General features: G+C 70.2%; 15 protein-coding genes. 9 read left to right on the top strand and 6 right to left on the bottom strand.

Annotated features, from left to right (window positions below):
- Window positions 1-229 precede the first annotated feature (229 nt).
- Window positions 230-1,459, top strand: coding sequence for an RNA-guided endonuclease InsQ/TnpB family protein (locus ACFWV8_RS04255; protein ID WP_384197845.1), 1,230 nt, complete (start codon window positions 230-232; stop codon window positions 1,457-1,459).
- 62 nt (window positions 1,460-1,521) lie between these two features.
- Here ACFWV8_RS04255 and ACFWV8_RS04250 read toward each other — a convergent pair whose 3' ends face one another.
- The 3 genes from ACFWV8_RS04250 to ACFWV8_RS04240 are packed head-to-tail and all read right to left on the bottom strand — an operon-like array spanning window position 1,522 to window position 3,583.
- Window positions 1,522-2,298, bottom strand: a complete 777-nt coding sequence (locus ACFWV8_RS04250) for an AIM24 family protein (RefSeq protein WP_384197843.1) — start codon at window positions 2,296-2,298, stop codon at window positions 1,522-1,524.
- The gene (locus ACFWV8_RS04245) at window positions 2,295-2,945 is read right to left on the bottom strand and encodes an AIM24 family protein (protein WP_384197841.1); all 651 of its coding nucleotides are present in this window, start codon (window positions 2,943-2,945) and stop codon (window positions 2,295-2,297) included. The genes ACFWV8_RS04250 and ACFWV8_RS04245 overlap by 4 nt, the downstream gene beginning before the upstream one ends.
- Window positions 2,945-3,583, bottom strand: a complete 639-nt coding sequence (locus ACFWV8_RS04240) for an AIM24 family protein (RefSeq protein ID WP_329381435.1) — start codon at window positions 3,581-3,583, stop codon at window positions 2,945-2,947. The genes ACFWV8_RS04245 and ACFWV8_RS04240 overlap by 1 nt, the downstream gene beginning before the upstream one ends.
- 188 nt (window positions 3,584-3,771) lie before the next feature.
- Here ACFWV8_RS04240 and ACFWV8_RS04235 point away from each other — a divergent pair, with 188 nt between their 5' ends.
- The 4 genes from ACFWV8_RS04235 (at window position 3,772) to ACFWV8_RS04220 (ending at window position 8,531) form a co-directional block, all read left to right on the top strand.
- Window positions 3,772-4,116 (top strand): DUF3817 domain-containing protein, encoded by a 345-nt coding sequence (locus ACFWV8_RS04235; RefSeq protein ID WP_329381433.1) that lies wholly within the window; start codon window positions 3,772-3,774, stop codon window positions 4,114-4,116.
- A complete protein-coding gene (locus tag ACFWV8_RS04230; RefSeq protein ID WP_384197839.1) occupies window positions 4,113-4,406 on the top strand; it encodes an MTH1187 family thiamine-binding protein in 294 nt (97 codons plus the stop codon). The genes ACFWV8_RS04235 and ACFWV8_RS04230 overlap by 4 nt, the downstream gene beginning before the upstream one ends.
- Before the next feature lie 390 nt (window positions 4,407-4,796).
- The gene (locus ACFWV8_RS04225; protein ID WP_384197837.1) at window positions 4,797-6,560 is read left to right on the top strand and encodes a glycosyltransferase family 2 protein; all 1,764 of its coding nucleotides are present in this window, start codon (window positions 4,797-4,799) and stop codon (window positions 6,558-6,560) included.
- Window positions 6,561-6,563: 3 nt separating this feature from the next.
- The gene (locus ACFWV8_RS04220) at window positions 6,564-8,531 is read left to right on the top strand and encodes a galactose oxidase-like domain-containing protein (protein ID WP_384197835.1); all 1,968 of its coding nucleotides are present in this window, start codon (window positions 6,564-6,566) and stop codon (window positions 8,529-8,531) included.
- A 33-nt stretch (window positions 8,532-8,564) separates the two neighbouring features.
- Here ACFWV8_RS04220 and ACFWV8_RS04215 read toward each other — a convergent pair whose 3' ends face one another.
- Entirely contained in the window at window positions 8,565-9,593 is a 1,029-nt protein-coding gene (locus ACFWV8_RS04215; protein ID WP_384197833.1) for a glycoside hydrolase family 6 protein, read from the bottom strand.
- Between the two features lie 70 nt (window positions 9,594-9,663).
- A complete protein-coding gene (locus ACFWV8_RS04210; protein ID WP_384197831.1) occupies window positions 9,664-10,644 on the bottom strand; it encodes a DUF5937 family protein in 981 nt (326 codons plus the stop codon).
- A 144-nt stretch (window positions 10,645-10,788) separates the two neighbouring features.
- Here ACFWV8_RS04210 and ACFWV8_RS04205 point away from each other — a divergent pair, with 144 nt between their 5' ends.
- The 4 genes from ACFWV8_RS04205 to ACFWV8_RS04190 all read left to right on the top strand — a co-directional run bounded on the left by ACFWV8_RS04205 (window position 10,789) and on the right by ACFWV8_RS04190 (window position 14,971).
- The gene (locus tag ACFWV8_RS04205; protein WP_384198067.1) at window positions 10,789-12,252 is read left to right on the top strand and encodes an MFS transporter; all 1,464 of its coding nucleotides are present in this window, start codon (window positions 10,789-10,791) and stop codon (window positions 12,250-12,252) included.
- A 10-nt stretch (window positions 12,253-12,262) separates the two neighbouring features.
- Entirely contained in the window at window positions 12,263-12,772 is a 510-nt protein-coding gene (locus ACFWV8_RS04200) for a MarR family winged helix-turn-helix transcriptional regulator (RefSeq protein WP_384197829.1), read from the top strand.
- Between the two features lie 70 nt (window positions 12,773-12,842).
- The gene (locus ACFWV8_RS04195; RefSeq protein ID WP_189105400.1) at window positions 12,843-13,169 is read left to right on the top strand and encodes a DUF3817 domain-containing protein; all 327 of its coding nucleotides are present in this window, start codon (window positions 12,843-12,845) and stop codon (window positions 13,167-13,169) included.
- A gap of 83 nt (window positions 13,170-13,252) precedes the next feature.
- The gene (locus ACFWV8_RS04190; protein ID WP_384197827.1) at window positions 13,253-14,971 is read left to right on the top strand and encodes a methylmalonyl-CoA mutase; all 1,719 of its coding nucleotides are present in this window, start codon (window positions 13,253-13,255) and stop codon (window positions 14,969-14,971) included.
- 49 nt (window positions 14,972-15,020) lie between these two features.
- On the opposite strand, the gene ACFWV8_RS04185 is transcribed toward ACFWV8_RS04190, so the two are convergent.
- On the bottom strand, window positions 15,021-15,500 hold the full coding sequence (locus tag ACFWV8_RS04185) for a MarR family transcriptional regulator (RefSeq protein WP_384197825.1): 480 nt from the start codon (window positions 15,498-15,500) through the stop codon (window positions 15,021-15,023).
- Window positions 15,501-15,591: the final 91 nt, after the last annotated feature.

The raw sequence follows: 15,591 nt of genomic DNA, 5'->3' as shown, positions 1-15,591 counted from the left end.
TTGAAAGTTGGACGAAATCGGTGAGTGTGATGCCCGACACAGAAAAGGCGCACACGTTCGAGGTTACGCTCCGCAGAATAGCGGTCACCGGGTGCCTCCGAGATCCCCGCTCTTCGGTGGAGTGTGGGGTTGGGCTGTCGGCTCATACTCGTGTTTGAGCGTTCGGTCGATCGTGTGGTTGTCGGGGAACTTGTGAGCGAAACGAATGGGCGCTGCTAGAAGTTGGTTCATGGCGACACTACGGAGCGACGGAGATGCCGGGCATGCCCGGTGGACCTTCCGTGTCCGCGTACCGTCGACCGCCCGCACCGCCCTCCTCGCGGAGTGGGACCGGTGCCGGTGGATCTGGAACGAGTGCTGCGCCAAGTCCAAGAAGACCCACCAGTGGAACAAGCAGCGGCTTGCGGTCACCGGCGGACGGACCTGCGGTCCGGCGCAGCTCGACAAGATGCTGACCGAGGCCCGCACCCGCAGCGTATGGCTGCGTGAGGGCTCCAGCGTTCCTCAACAGCAGATCATCCGGGACTTCGGGAAGTCACGCGCCAAGGCGCAGAAGGACATCAGCGAGCGGCTGCCGATGCGGCAGCGGGCCGGGATGCCGAAGTTCAAGAGGAAGCGTGGGTCGAGGCCGAGCCTGAACTACACCAGGCGCGGTTTCCGGTTGAGGGACGGGAAGCTGCACTTGGCGGGCGGGATCGTGCTGAGCGTGGTGTGGTCGCGGGAGCTGCCTGCGGGGCCGTCCAGTGTGCGTGTCTGTCAGGACAGTGTCGGACAGTGGTACGCGAGTTTTGTCGTACCTGTCGAAGTTGAGCCGCTCCCCGAAACGGGTGCGGTGATCGGTATCGACTGGGGCGTGAAGGAGACCGCGACCACTACCGGCGATGACCACGACCTTCCCCACTCCCGCCATGGCGCGAAGTCGGCGGCGAAGCTCGCCCGCTACCAGCGGATGATGGTCCGCCGGAGGCCGGCGCGCGGGCAGGCCGGCTCGAAGGGGTACCGCCGGGCGAAGAAGCTGACGGCGAAGCTGCACAAGAAGGTCGCCCGGCAACGGCAGGACACGGGCCGCAAGTGGGCCAAGGGCGTGGTCCGGGACCATGACGCCGTCGCGGTGGAGGACTTCCGGCCGAAGTTTCTCGCGAAGTCGACCATGGCGCGCAAGGCGGCCGACGCGGCGATCGGCGCGACGAAGTCGGCCCTGGTCGAGATGGGCCGCAAGCACGGACGCGCTGTGCATCTGGTACACCCCGCGTACACCACGATGGACTGCGCACGGTGCGGAGCGAGAGCCAAGCACGCACTGCCGCTTTCAGAGCGAACCTATTCCTGCGCCGCGTGTGGAGCCGTGTCCCCCAGGGACAAGAACTCCGCACGCGTGATGCTGGTCCGGGCTGGTCTCAACCCGGCTGGTGCCGATCGCACAAGACCAGACGGGGCGCAGCCCCGCCTGGCAGCGTGAGCCAGAGATCCCCGCAAGAGCCCTGGAGGGTGAGGAAACCCTCCATCCTCGGAGGGGAGGATTCAAAGCCCGAAGCGTCGCTGGAGGTCTCCCAGCTGGCCCGGCATACGCGGGACACCGCCCGGCTGTCCGGCGGGTTGTCCACCGCCGCCCGGCACCCCGGGCTCGTTCGGCACCACACCGCGGGCCGTCTCGGCCAGCAGGGCTTCGCTCGACTGGAGCAGTACCGTACCCGCCCCGACGAACTCGAACTGGTGCTCCTCGCCCGACGACCCGCCGAGCCCGGTCATCGCCCGCAGCCCGCCCATCACCCCGGTCATATAGGCGTGGTCGTAGTGGTGGCACGGCGATGGGCAGTCGGCCCAGCCCACCAGCGCCTGCGGATCGACCCGGATCGGCGGCTCCATGAAGACCACCGGACCGTTCGAGGCGGCCACGAACTTCCCCGTACCGATCAGGGTCAGAAAGCCCGGCACGATCGACTGCTTGAGCGCCAGCGACGGCTCGTACGCCAGCAGATTCCCGGACCGGACGGTCAGATTGCCGTTCTCCAGGTCGAAGGAGTTGACGTCGAAGGCGCGGTCGGCCAGCAGCATCTTGCCGCTGCCCTCCGCCACCACCCAGTCGGCCGCGTGCAGCGGCGAGTGGAAGCTGCCGCGCACCAGCCGGTCGAGCCGGCCGTGCCCGATCCCGTTGAACTCGATGCGCCCGTAATAGGCGATCATCTTGCCCTTCTGGAGGAACCACTGGCTCCCTTTGAGTTCCACACAGAAGGTGTACGCGTTGACGTTGTCGTCGCTCGGCAGCGTCGTCGGGTCATGGATCACGGGCGTGCTCACAGCTTCTCCTCCGACGCCTGGACGTACACCGCACCGTTGCCGCTCAGCTCCAGCTGGAAGGCCTCGCCCGAGCCCCGGCCCACCATGTCGCGCCAGCCGACGGCGGTCGAGAGCTTGTTGCGTACGTCGCCGTGGTGGGCGACGTACGCCTGCGGGTCGACATGGACCGAACGGCCCTGGCCGATCGGCAGCTCGATGATCCCGCCGTGCGCCATCACGGCGACCGAGCCATGGCCCCTGAGCGTCGTCGTGAACAGGCCCTGGCCCGTCACCTGGCCGCGCACCATGCCCATGACGCCGCCCTGCGCGCCCATGAACATCGTGCCCTGCTCCAGCGTCCCGTCGAAGGCGAGCAGCCGGTCCGCCTCCACGTACAGGGTGTCGCCGGTCAGTCCGATCACCTGGATGTGATGGCCGCCGTGGCCGAACATCACCGTGCCGCTGCCCTCGACCGTCATCAGCGGGGTGGCCTCGCCCGCCACGCGCCGGCCGATCATCGACATCAGACCGCCCTGGCCGCCCGCCGTGTTCGGCGTGAAGGTGACGTCGCCCCGGTAAGCGAGCATGGCGCCGCGCTGGCTGAACATCCGCTGACCGGGCGCCACCGTCGCCTCGACCATCTTCGAGTTGATCTCCCGGAACGGCATCAGACATCGCCCCCGACGGTGTTGCGCTCGCTCGGTTGTACGTAGACGAGTCCGTCGCCCTCGAAGCGCATCTGGAAGGCCTCGCCGCCGCCCTCGCCCATGATGGTCCGGAAGTTCACCCCGGACTGGAGATGCTGCTGGAGGTTGCCCTGGTGCGCCACGTACGCGCCGGGGTCGACGGAGAGCGGGTACTGGGGTGTCACCCGCAGCACCACGGCCGTGCCGTCCGACATGATCGCCGCCTGGCCCGTGCCCTCGACGGTCGTGGTGAACAGGCCGTTGCCGCTCGCGCCGCCGCGCAGACCGGTGAAGCTGGTGCCGGTCCGCAGCCCGCCGTCCGTGCACAGGAGATTGCTCGCCTCCACATAGAGCTTGTCGCCGTGCAGCGAGACGAGACTGATCTGGCTCGCCCGGTCCGCGAAGAAGCAGGTGCCTTCGCCCTTCACCTCCATCATGACCATCTGTTCGCCGGTGAGGCGCCGGGTCACCATGCCCCGGATGCCCTCACCGCCACCGGACAGCTTCTTGAACGCCATCCGGCCGTCGTAGGCGACCATCGAGCCGTTCTTCGCCCTCACGGAGTCGCCCGCCATGTCGACGGCGAGCACCTTGCTGCCTTGGAGTCGCAACTGAGCCACGGGTCGACGGTATCCGGGCCCGGATAAAAAGCGGGCAAAGCCCGGTGTCACAATGGGACGTCGCTTGTGCGCGCGTTCACAAGATGATCATGCGCGCGGGTGATCCGCGGTGATCCCGCGCGTGCGGCGATCACGGGGGACCACTCGGCGACGATCGCGACGCCCCCGACGACGAAGGTGCCTGCCCCGTGGACATCAAGACCGCCTCATCCCTCCACCGTCTCCGCCTGGTATCGGCGCCGGAGGCCGTGTCGTTCCTGCTGCTGCTCGTCTGCTCCGTGCTCAAGCGCACGACGGACTTCAACGCCGTCCCGGTGATGGGCGCGATCCACGGACTGCTCTTCGTCCTGTACGTGATCTTCTGGCTGGACGCCTGGCGGCGCGTGCGCTGGCCGCTGGGGACCGCCGCCCTCTACTTCGTGCTGTCGGTCCTGCCGACCGGCGGCTTCTTCGCGGAGCGCAAGCTCAAGCGGGAGGCCGAGGACGAGGTCATCGCGTCGCGCGCCCGCCGCGAGGGTACGGTCAGCGCATGATCGTCGCCTTTTCCATCACACCGCTGGGTGTGGGTGAGGACGTCGCCGAGTACGTCGCCGACGCCGTCCGCGTCGTACGCGAGTCCGGCCTGCCGAACCACACCGACGCCATGTTCACCTCCGTCGAGGGCGAGTGGGACGAGGTGATGGACGTGGTCAAGCGCGCGGTCGCCGCCGTCGAGGCGCGGGCACCGCGGGTCTCGCTCGTCCTGAAGGCCGACGTACGACCGGGGGTCACCGACGCCCTCAACTCGAAGGTCGAGTCACTGGAACGGCACCTCGCCGGCTGACGCCACCTCGCCGGCCGACGGCGCCCCGCCGGTGCGTCGCGCCGGGCGCAGCCCTTCGGCCCTGTCCCGCCGTCAGGTCCCGCCGGGCGGGAGCCGGCCCGTCCTCGGGCCGGCCCGCGCGCCGCCGGGCGTCCGCGCGGGGTTGGGCCGTTGGTGGTGGTCGGCGGGCGGCGCGCCGGACCGTCCGGCCCTGTTCCCCTTCCGCGCCACCCGGCCTCCCCGCTTCCCCGCCTCCCCGTCGCCGGATCCGGCGTCAGATCCGGGATCCCCGCCGCCGGTTAGGTGTGCCCTACCGACACTCGCACGGACGACTCCAGTCGACACGCCGAGATATATCCACTTTTCTGAGGATATGGACCTCGCTCGAACGCTGGAGTTGCTGGAGGCACTGTGCGGCCGGAGGGCTACGACTACGACACCTACAGCTGTCTCGCCGGCCCACTGACCGAGCCGGACCGGACGGCCGCCTACCAGGTGCGGTACCGGAGTCTTCTCGCGCGCGAACCCCACCGCGTGCGCGCCGTCGTACTGATGATCATGGCCCCCCTCCTCTCCGGAGTGCTGCTGGTCTATCTCGTCTGGCCCACCCACTGGACCGAACGCGAGGGCGCCGCCCGCTGGCTTGTCGCCTTCGACACCGTGATGCTCGTGTCGATCGGGCTCATCGGCCTCTTCATGCTGGTCAACGTCGCCTCCATCGCGCACGCGACACTCGTCGCCAGGGACCCCGTCCCGGTCGTCGCCGAGGTCGGCACCCGCGTCGCCTTCGTCACCACGTACGTCCCCGGCAAGGAACCGCTCTCCATGCTCCGGGCCACCCTCGAAGGCGCCGTACGGCTGCGGCACCGCGGCCCCCTCGACATCTGGCTCCTCGACGAGGGCGACGATCCGTCCGCCCGGCTGCTCTGCCGGGAGCTGGGGGTGTGTCACTTCAGCCGCCTCGGCGTACCGGAGTGGAACAGGAAGAAAGGCGTCCACAAGGCCCGTACCAAACACGGCAACTACAACGCCTGGCTCGCGATGCACGGCGACGACTACGACTTCTTCGCCTCCGTCGACACCGACCACGTCCCCCTGCCCAACTTCCTGGAGAGGATGCTGGGCTTCTTCCGTGACCCGGACGTCGCCTTCGTCGTCGGACCGCAGGTCTACGGCAACTACGACGCGGCGGTCACCAAGGCGGCCGAATCCCAGCAGTTCCTCTTCCACGCGCTGATCCAGCGCGCCGGCAACCGCTACCACGCGCCCATGTTCGTCGGCACCAACAACGCCGTACGGGTCACCGCCATCAAGCAGGTCGGCGGCTTCTACGACTCCATCACCGAGGACATGGCCACCGGCTTCGAACTGCACCGCAGGAGGAACCCGCAGACCGGACGGTTCTGGCGGTCCGTCTACACGCCGGACGTCCTCGCCGTCGGCGAGGGCCCCGCCTCCTGGACCGACTTCTTCACCCAGCAGCTGCGCTGGTCGCGCGGGACGTACGAGACCATCCTCCGGCAGTACGGCAAGGCGGTCTTCCGGGTGCCGCCCGGACGGCTCCTCAGCTACACGCTGATGCTCGTCTACTACCCGATGACCGCGGTCAACTGGCTGCTCGGCATCCTCAGCTGCGTCCTGTTCCTCTGGCTCGGCGCCTCCGGCACCCAGGTGTCGTCCTCGCTGTGGCTGATGCTCTACAGCGACGCCGCCGCCTGCCAGATCGGGCTCTACCTCTGGAACCGGCGCCACAACGTCTCGCCCCACGAGCCCAGCGGCTCAGGCGGGATCGCCGGAATGGCCATGTCGGCGCTGTGCGCGCCCATCTATCTCAAGTCCCTGGGCTCGGCGCTGCTGCGGACCCAGGGCCGTTTCGTGGTCACCCCCAAGGGGGGCGAGACCAGCGCCGACCGGCTCATGACGTTCCGGCTGCATCTGTTCTGGGCCGCTGTGCTGGCGACGTCACTCGTGGCGTCCGTGCGTCTCGGCAACACGCACGCCGCCATGCGTACCTGGGCCGTCCTGGCCCTGGTCATCTCGCTCGCCCCGGTCGCCGTCTGGGGCTGGACCACCCTGCGCGCGCGCCGCGCCGGGCCGCGCGTCCCGGCGGTGGCGGTCGAGGACGGGCCGGAGCAGCCGGAGCCGGCTCTCGCCACGACGACAGGAGGGAACTGACCCATGGCCTACCGGCCCTCGCACAAGTTCAAGAAGACGCTGCTCGGTGGCGGAGCGGTGGTGCTGCTGATGTCGCTCAACGCGCCGGCGGCCATCTCCTTCGCGGAGGACAAGTACCACGCGTACAAGATCGCGCAGCCCGGTTACAAGGCGCGGTACGGCTCCTGGGAGGTGCTCGACGTCCCGAAGGAGTACCGCACCAACGCCATCCACGCGGCGCTGCTGCGCACCGGCAAGGTGCTGCTCATCGCCGGGTCCGGCAACAGCCAGGAGAAGTTCGACGCGGGCACCTTCGACACCGTCCTGTGGGACCCGGCGGACAACTCGTACCGGAAGATCCCCACCCCCGAGGACTTCTTCTGCTCGGGCCACTCCCAACTGGCCGACGGGCGGCTGCTGGTGGCGGGCGGCACCGCGCGCTACGAGGTCCTGGACGGCGAGGTCGACCGGGCGGGCGGCGGGATGCGGGTGAAGAACGAGAGCCCGGACAAGGAGCGGACCTTCAGGAAGGGGACCCGCTTCCGGTCCCCGTCGGGTGTCGAGTACGTGACCAAGTTCGACGTCACCGTGCCCAAGGCGAAGCGCGACTTCAAGATCACCTATGCCAAGGGCGGCCGGATGCTGCCCTGGAAGACCAAGGTCACGGCGGGCGAGGCACGGGTCTTCGTGGAGGCCGTCGACAAGGGGCCGAAGGCGCTGACGACGGAGGCCGCGCAGTACGAGATCGTCGGTCTCAAGGGCAAGGACGCGGACAACTACTACGGCATGGCCCAGAAGCTGACCACCGAGAAGCAGGACTTCCAGGGCATCAAGGCGGCGTACGAGTTCGACCCGGTGGCGGAGAGGTACATCCGGGTGAACCCGATGAAGGAGGCGCGCTGGTACCCGACGCTGGTCACCCTCCAGGACGGCCGGGTGCTCGCCGTCTCGGGCCTGGACGACGTCGGCGCCGTACTCACCGGGGACAACGAGATCTACGACCCCAAGTCCAAGAAGTGGTCCAAGGGCCCGACGCGCTACTTCCCGACGTATCCCGCCCTCTTCCTCACCAAGGGCGGCAAGATCTTCTACTCGGGGTCGAACGCGGGGTACGGCCCCGCCACGGCGGGCCGGCAGCCGGGCCTCTGGGATCTGCGGCGCAACCTCTTCACGAAGGTCGACGGGCTCGGCCATCTCGACCAGACGGAGACCTCGGCCTCACTGGTGCTGCCGCCCGCGCAGGACCAGAAGGTGATGGTCATGGGCGGCGGCGGGGTCGGCGAGTCGTCCAAGGCCACCTCTCGTACGGCGATCGTGGATCTCAAGGAGGACAGTCCCGCCTTCAAGGCCGGGCCGGATCTGCCGCAGGGGACGCGCTACCTGAGCAGCGTGATCATGCCGGACGACACGGTCTTCACCAGCGGCGGCTCGTCCGACTACCGGGGACGGAGCGCCAGCGACATCCTCAAGGCGCAGTTCTACGACCCGAAGACCAACACCTTCCGTAAGGCCGCCGACCCGACGGTGGGCCGCAACTACCACTCCGAGGCGCTGCTGCTGCCCGACGGGCGGGTGGCGACCTTCGGTTCGGACCCGCTCTTCGACGACGCGGACAACACGAAACTCGGCACGTTCGAGCAGCGGGTGGAGATCTACACGCCGCCCTCCCTGGAAGGCGAGCGCGCGAAGCGGCGGCCGGTGCTCGGGGAGGGACCGGCTGAGCTCGACCAGAACGGGCGGGCCACCTTCCGTACGGACGCGCCTCAGCGGATCGCGAAGGCGCGGCTGATGCGGCCGAGCGCCGTCACGCACAGCACGGACGTGGAGCAGCGCTCGATCGACCTCGCGATGACGAAGCGGGGCGGCTCGCTGACGGTTGACGTGCCGTCGGACCCGACGCTGGTGCCGCCGGGCTGGTACATGCTGTTCGTGACGGACACGGAGGGGGTGTCGTCGGAGGCGAAGTGGATCCAGGTGAAGGGGGAGTCCTGAGCGCCCGTCAGACCGCCGGCAGCTGACGAGGGCCTAGCTTCGCGCGCGGCGGGCGAGGCCGAGTGCGTAGTCCGGCCACCAGGTACCGGCCGCCGGGCCGCCCCGGCAGGGGCCGTCCGAGTCGCCGGGCCGTTTGATCCACAGATACGCGTCGACCAGGGCGTCACCGGTGTCGGCGGTCGGCGGCGTACCGAGCGATCTGCCCGGCGGATTGCACCAGGCCTCGTCCTGCCCGCCCGTGAAGGGGCCGGCGCCGTTGCGGCTCGTGTCGACGGTGAAGTGGGCGCCGTCCAGGAGCGCGGAGAGCTTGGTGCCGAAGGTCTTGACGGCCTCGTCGGTCTGGAAGTTGGAGACGTTGAGCGAGAAGCCGTCCGCCCTCGCGACCCCGGCCGTGCGCAGCGGCTCCGCGATCTTCGACGGCTCCTTGATCCAGGCCGGGTTGCCCGCGTCCAGATAGACCTTGGTGGCCGGCTGCCGCTTCAGCCTGTCGATCGCCGCCGAGAGCAGTCGGTTGCGCTCCCCGTGGTGCTCGGCCGGTGTGCAGCCGTCCACGACGTGTGAGACGGCGTCCGGCTCCAGGATCACCAGGGCGCGCGCGTCGCCGATGGCGGCGGCGAAGGAGTTGATCCAGTCGAGATAGGCCTGGCCGTCGCGGGCGCCGCCGGCGGAGTAGAGGCCGCAGTCACGGTGCGGGATGTTGTACGCGACGAGGACCAGCGTGCGCTTCCCGGCGGCGCCCTTCACGGCCCTGCGGATCTCGGGCGCGGGGTCGTCACCGGCGGGCCAGTCGGCCACGGGGCGTTCGGAGATCCGCTTGAGTGCCTTCGCGTCCTCGGTACGCCCCTGCGCCTCCCACTGCTCGACCTGGCGCGCGGCGTCGCTGCGCGGATCGACCCAGAAGGGCGAACCTGCGGTCGGGGCCGCCTCGCCCCGTACGGCCGCGGCCCCCGTCCCGTCCGGCTCCCGCTCGGGGGCGTCGGAGCCGGATGAGCAGCCGGCGAACGCGAATACGGCGGTGGCGGCGGTGGCTACGGAGACGAGGCGCGTGGTGCGGCTGGACATCCAGCCCCCTTGAACGACCGGAGAAGCACAGGACCGGGTAATCGTGACATAACGGTCACACTCTGTGCCGTTACGACACCGCCAGCGCGATCCCGAGCGGTGTCCGCTCGTACAGCACCTGGTGCGCGTGGCGCCGCGACGTCAGCAGTCCCGCGTCCCGCAGCACCGCCAGATGCGCGGACACGGAGGAGGGCGCGAGCCCCAGCCGGTGCGCGAGCGCGGTGGTCCCCGCGGGTTCGTCGAGCGCGCACAGCACGTCGGCGCGGGCCCGGCCGAGCAGCCGGGCGAGCGCGTCCGGCGTACGGTCGGCGGCCTCCGTCCACAGCCCGCCGATACCGCGCGCCGGGTAGATCACGGCGGGCTGCCACGGCGGCTCGTGGCCGCCGATGATCTCGGGCCAGGTGAAGACGCTCGGTACGAGGACGAGACCGCGCCCGCCGAGGTCCCGGCTCCACTCCCCGCGCGTCCCGACGACGGAGAGCGTGGAGTCCGCCCAGACGAGCCGGGGGCTCAACTCGCCCAGCAGCCGCCCCAATCCGACCTCGGCGAGGCGTCGCGAGTGATAGGCGATGTCGGCTTCCAGGAGCGCGCGCAGCCGGGGCCAGTCCGGCTCGACCAACTGCCGCCAGACCTGCTCCAGCAGTCCGGCGAACTCCCGCACGGTCCGCCCGGGATCGGCCAGCATCTCGCGCCCGGCGTCGCTCCCGGCCGCGCCGGGCGTCTCCGCGAGCGCGAGGGCCAGGTCCCGGCGGGCGACCTCCGGGGGCGTGGCCCGCACCAGCGCGATCTCCTCGGCGAAGGTGGCGACGGGGCTCTCGGGCGGCGGGCAGAAGAAGTCGGGGTTGTGCCCGACCCGGGGCATCACCAGCCACAGCCGCCGCAGATCGAGGCCGTCCGCGGCGGCTCTGACGCGCCGCAGCCACGGCAGGTGGTATCCGTGCCGCTCGGGCCGCGCGAGGGTGCGTACGGCCTCCTGCGTCTCCCAGAGGGGCGACAGGGCGAACCGGCAGCGGAGCAGATCCCGCTCCCCGAAGTGCAACTGGAACGCCACGGGGGTTCCCTCGCTCTGATACGGAAGATTCGGCTGGAGCCGAAAGTCTAGAGTCGGGCCCCGGCCGCGACGAGGCTGTACCCCATGCCGGCCCCGGACCCCACCCACCCCGACCTCGCGCCGGAATCCGCCGACGGCGCCGCCATGGGCGGCCCGTCGGCGCGGGTGCCGCACGGCACGGCGGACCAACCACCGGCGAGCCCCACGGGGCCGCGGCCTCCGGCGGGCGAGCCGACCGCGCCGCCGCCCGCCACGGCGGCAGGAGCGCCCCGGTCGCCCGGTCGCAGCGAACGGACGCCGCGGGCGGGCGCGGGCACCGACCCTGCTGGAGCCGTGCCCACGCCCGACCCCGGTGGGGCCGCGCCCGCGCGACGCGGATACCTCGCTGTCTTCGCCGTTCGCGAGTTCCGTGCCGTGTTCGGGGCGCATCTGCTGTCTCTTCTCGGGGTCGTCATCACCGAGATCTCCCTCACCGTCCTCGTCTACGACCTCACCGGGTCGCCCCTGCTCAGCGCCCTCACCTTCGCCCTCGGGATGCTGCCGTACCTCTTCGGCGGGACGCTTCTCGCCGGGGTCGCCGACCGGTATCCGGCGCGGCGGGTGCTCGTCGTCTGTGATCTCGTCTGCGCCGGGTTCGTCGCCGTCATGGTGCTGCCCGGGACCCCCGTCCTCGGGCTGCTCGCCCTGCGGTGTGCCGTCGCCGCCGTCGCGCCCGTGTTCACCGGGACCCGGACCGCCGCGCTCGCCGACATCCTCGGGGAGGGGGATCTCTACGTCCTCGGGCGCTCCCTCCTGCGGATCGTGTCGCAGACCTCGCTCCTCGCCGGGTTCGCCGTCGGCGGCGTGCTCCTCGCCGTCGTACCCCCGCGCGGTGCGATCGCGATCACCGTCGTCACCTTCCTCCTCTCCGCCGCGCTGCTGCGCTTCGGTACGAAGGACCGCCCGGCCCGCCTTCTCAAGAAGGACGGCGGCGCGAGCCTGCTCCGGGACTCGGTCGGCGGCGCCCGGCTCGTCTTCGCCGACCGCCGGATCCGCGCGCTGATGCTGCTCTTCTGGGTGCCCGCGATGTTCGTCGTCGCGCCGGAGGCGCTCATGGCGCCGTACGCCGACCGGATCGGTGTCGGCCCCGCCGCGCTCGGCCTGATGATGTGCGCGATGCCGGTCGGGCACATCGCGGCGGAACTCGTCGCGGGCTCCGCCCTGAGCCCCCGCTCGCGCTCGCGGATCGTGCTCCCGACGGCCGCCGCCGGGCTGCTGCCCCTGCTCGTCTACGCCGTCACCCCCGGCATGACCCTGGCGCTGGTCGCCCTCGCGCTGTCCGGCGTCGGCGCCGTGTACGTCATCGGCCTCGACCAGTGGTTCGTGGACGCGGTCCCGGACGAACTGCGCGGCCGGGCCATGACCCTGATGACCGCGGGACTGATGACGATCCAGGGTCTCGGCATGGCACTGGCCGGTCTCGCCGGCGAGTTCTTCCCCGTCCATCAGGTCGTCGCCGGCTCAGGTCTGATCGGAACTGTCTGCTCCGTCCTTCTCGTGCGCGAGGTCCGCCGAACCGATCCGGGCAATCCGGGAGTAGGGGCAGACCGCCCCCTGACCACTGGGTAAGGTCGTCGGCGTGTCCAAGCCGCTCAGCCTCGCCTTCGATCCCATCGCCCGAGCCGACGAGCTCTGGCAGCAGCGCTGGGGGCCCGTGCCGTCGATGGGCGCGATCACCTCGATCATGCGGGCCCACCAGATCCTGCTCGCCGAGGTCGACGCGGTGGTCAAGCCGTACGGACTGACCTTCGCCCGGTACGAGGCGCTGGTGCTGCTCACCTTCTCCAAGGCCGGTGAGCTGACCATGTCCAAGATCGGCGAGCGGCTGATGGTCCACCCGACGTCCGTCACGAACACGGTCGACCGCCTGGTCAGGTCCGGCCTGGTCGACAAGCGCCCCAACCCCAACGACGGCCGCGGCACCCTCGCCTCCATCACCGGCAAGGGCCGCGAGGTCGTCGAGGCCGCGACCCGCGATCTGATGGCGATGGAGTTCGGCCTCGGGGCGTACGACGCGGAGCAGTGCGCCGAGATCTTCGCGATGCTGCGCCCGCTGCGCGTATCGGCCCAGGACTTCGACGACAGCTGAGCCCCGCTGTCCGGCCTGCCCCGTGCCCCCGCCGTCCGACGGGATTCTTCGGGTCGTTACGCTCGTAGCCATGAAACAGAGCATCCTGACCCGCTACCGGGTCATGGCGTACATCACCGCCGTCTGGCTGCTGGTCTTCACCGTCGCCATCGTCATGAAGTACGGCTTCGACACCGGCGACACCATGGTGATCTCCCAGATCCACGGTGTGCTCTTCATCGTCTACGTCGTCTTCGCCTTCGACCTGGGCTCCAAGGCGAAGTGGCCCTTCGGCAAGCTCCTGTGGGTGCTGGCCGCCGGCTGCATCCCGGTCGCCTCGTTCTTCGTCGAACCGAAGATCACCAAAGAGGTCCAGCCCCTGATCACCCGGGACGAGACCGCCCCCGTCGAGGCCTGAGCCCCGGCCCCTTCACCGCCGCGAGGACAACTCGTGGCGGTGTGCGTTCGACATTTACTAGGACGTCCTAGTAAATTCGAGGTATGGATGCTCACGCGCACGCCGACACCGCAGCCATCGAGGAAGGCCGCCAGCGCTGGCAGGCCCGTTACGACAAGGCCCGCAAGCGCGACGCGGACTTCAGCACGCTCTCCGGCGATCCCGTCGAGCCGGTCTACGGACCGCGTCCGGGTGACACGTACGAGGGCTTCGAGCGGATCGGCTGGCCGGGTGAGTACCCCTTCACCCGCGGCCTGTACGCGACCGGCTACCGGGGCCGTACGTGGACGATCCGCCAGTTCGCGGGCTTCGGCAACGCGCGCCAGACGAACGAGCGCTACAAGACCATCCTCGCCAACGGCGGCGGCGGTCTCTCCGTGGCCTTCGACATGCCGACCCTCATGGGCCGCGACTCCGACGACCCGCGCTCACTCGGCGAGGTCGGCCACTGCGGCGTCGCGATCGACTCCGCCGCCGACATGGAGATCCTCTTCGGCGACCTCCCGCTCGGTGACGTCACGACGTCCATGACCATCAGCGGCCCCGCCGTCCCGGTCTTCTGCATGTACCTGGTCGCCGCCGAGCGCCAGGGCATCGACCCCGGCGTACTGAACGGCACGCTCCAGACCGACATCTTCAAGGAGTACATCGCCCAGAAGGAGTGGCTCTTCCAGCCCGAGCCCCATCTGCGCCTGATCGGCGACCTGATGGAGCACTGCGCGGCGTCCATCCCCGCGTACAAGCCGCTCTCCGTCTCCGGCTACCACATCCGCGAGGCCGGGGCCACGGCCGCGCAGGAACTCGCGTACACCCTCGCCGACGGCTTCGGCTATGTGGAGCTGGGCCTCTCGCGCGGCATGGACGTCGACGTCTTCGCGCCCGGCCTCTCCTTCTTCTTCGACGCGCATCTCGACTTCTTCGAGGAGATCGCCAAGTTCCGCGCCGCGCGCCGGATCTGGGCGCGCTGGATGAAGGAGATGTACGGCGCGCGGACGGACAAGGCCCAATGGCTGCGCTTCCACACCCAGACGGCGGGCGTCTCGCTCACCGCGCAGCAGCCGTACAACAACGTCGTACGGACCGCGGTCGAGGCCCTCTCGGCGGTCCTGGGCGGCACCAACTCGCTGCACACCAACGCCCTGGACGAGACGCTGGCGCTGCCCAGCGAGCAGGCCGCCGAGATCGCGCTCCGGACGCAGCAGGTGCTGATGGAGGAGACCGGCGTCGCCAATGTCGCGGACCCGCTGGGCGGTTCCTGGTACGTCGAGCAGCTCACGGACCGCATCGAGGCCGACGCGGAGAAGATCTTCGAGCAGATCAAGGAGCGCGGCCTGCGGGCGCACCCCGACGGGCGGCACCCCATCGGCCCGATGACGTCGGGCATTCTGCGCGGCATCGAGGACGGCTGGTTCACCGGCGAGATCGCGGAGTCCGCGTTCCAGTACCAGCGCGCGCTGGAGAAGGGCGAGAAGCGCGTCGTCGGCGTCAACGTCCACCACGGCTCGGTCACCGGCGACCTGGAGATCCTGCGTGTCAGCCACGAGGTCGAGCGCGACCAGGTGGTGGAGCTGGCGGAGCGCAAGGCCGCCCGCGACGACGCCCGTGTCCGTACGGCGCTGGACGCGATGCTGGCCGCCGCGCGCGACGGGTCGAACATGATCGGCCCGATGCTGGAGGCGGTCCGCGCGGAGGCGACGCTGGGCGAGATCTGCGGCGTACTGCGGGACGAGTGGGGCTCGTACACGGAACCGCCCGGCTTCTGACACCGCACAGCCCCGTGGACACCGCGGCGTGCGGTGGGCGCCGGGCGCCTCAGCCGCCGGCCCGCGGGCTGGTGCGCGGCAGGTCGCTGTCGCCGCCCAGGTTGTCGATCATGCGGCGCAGGACGTTCAGGGCCGCCGCGTACTCGTCCGGCGTGATGCCCTGGTGCACCCGCTCGTTGACCTTCATGAGCCGCTCCCGGGCGCGGAGCCGGCCGGCCTCGCCCGCCTCGGTGAGGACGAACGTGCCCGACTCCTCGGCCAGCCAGCCGCGGTCGGTCAGATCGGCGTACACGGCGTCGAAGTCGCTGACCTGGTCGTCGTAGGGCGTGAGCTGCTCGGTGAGCCGGGCCCGGCCCCATGCGCCGGGCGCGCCCGCGACATGGTTGAGCGTCCACCAGTGCGGCTGGGTGAGCCGCTCGGCGGCCAGCTCCGCGCGGATGCTGCCGACGACACGGCGCATGGTCGCGCCGCTCCAGTAGCCGATGGGCTGGGTGGCCAGTTCCTCGGTCGTGTACTGCGACACGGTCATGGCGGCGTCCTCCGTGGTGCGGGATCGGGTGTGATCCGCGGGATCGGTACGGCCGCGACGCTAGAACCCCAAGCCGACTTGAGGTCAAGGG

Source organism: Streptomyces sp. NPDC058665 (genome assembly GCF_042714995.1).
GTDB lineage: Bacteria > Actinomycetota > Actinomycetes > Streptomycetales > Streptomycetaceae > Streptomyces.
This window is presented reverse-complemented; position numbering and strand designations above follow the sequence as displayed.

Bases quoted from the DNA above. Each gene is read 5' to 3' on its own strand.
- ACFWV8_RS04220 (WP_384197835.1), top strand. From the start codon at position 6,564: ATGGCCTACCGGCCCTCGCACAAGTTCAAGAAGACGCTGCTCGGTGGC.
- ACFWV8_RS04185 (WP_384197825.1), bottom strand. From the start codon at position 15,500: ATGACCGTGTCGCAGTACACGACCGAGGAACTGGCCACCCAGCCCATC.
- ACFWV8_RS04195 (WP_189105400.1), top strand. From the start codon at position 12,843: ATGAAACAGAGCATCCTGACCCGCTACCGGGTCATGGCGTACATCACC.
- ACFWV8_RS04190 (WP_384197827.1), top strand. From the start codon at position 13,253: ATGGATGCTCACGCGCACGCCGACACCGCAGCCATCGAGGAAGGCCGC.
- ACFWV8_RS04205 (WP_384198067.1), top strand. From the start codon at position 10,789: ATGGGCGGCCCGTCGGCGCGGGTGCCGCACGGCACGGCGGACCAACCA.
- ACFWV8_RS04255 (WP_384197845.1), top strand. From the start codon at position 230: ATGGCGACACTACGGAGCGACGGAGATGCCGGGCATGCCCGGTGGACC.
- ACFWV8_RS04215 (WP_384197833.1), bottom strand. From the start codon at position 9,593: ATGTCCAGCCGCACCACGCGCCTCGTCTCCGTAGCCACCGCCGCCACC.
- ACFWV8_RS04245 (WP_384197841.1), bottom strand. From the start codon at position 2,945: ATGCCGTTCCGGGAGATCAACTCGAAGATGGTCGAGGCGACGGTGGCG.
- ACFWV8_RS04230 (WP_384197839.1), top strand. From the start codon at position 4,113: ATGATCGTCGCCTTTTCCATCACACCGCTGGGTGTGGGTGAGGACGTC.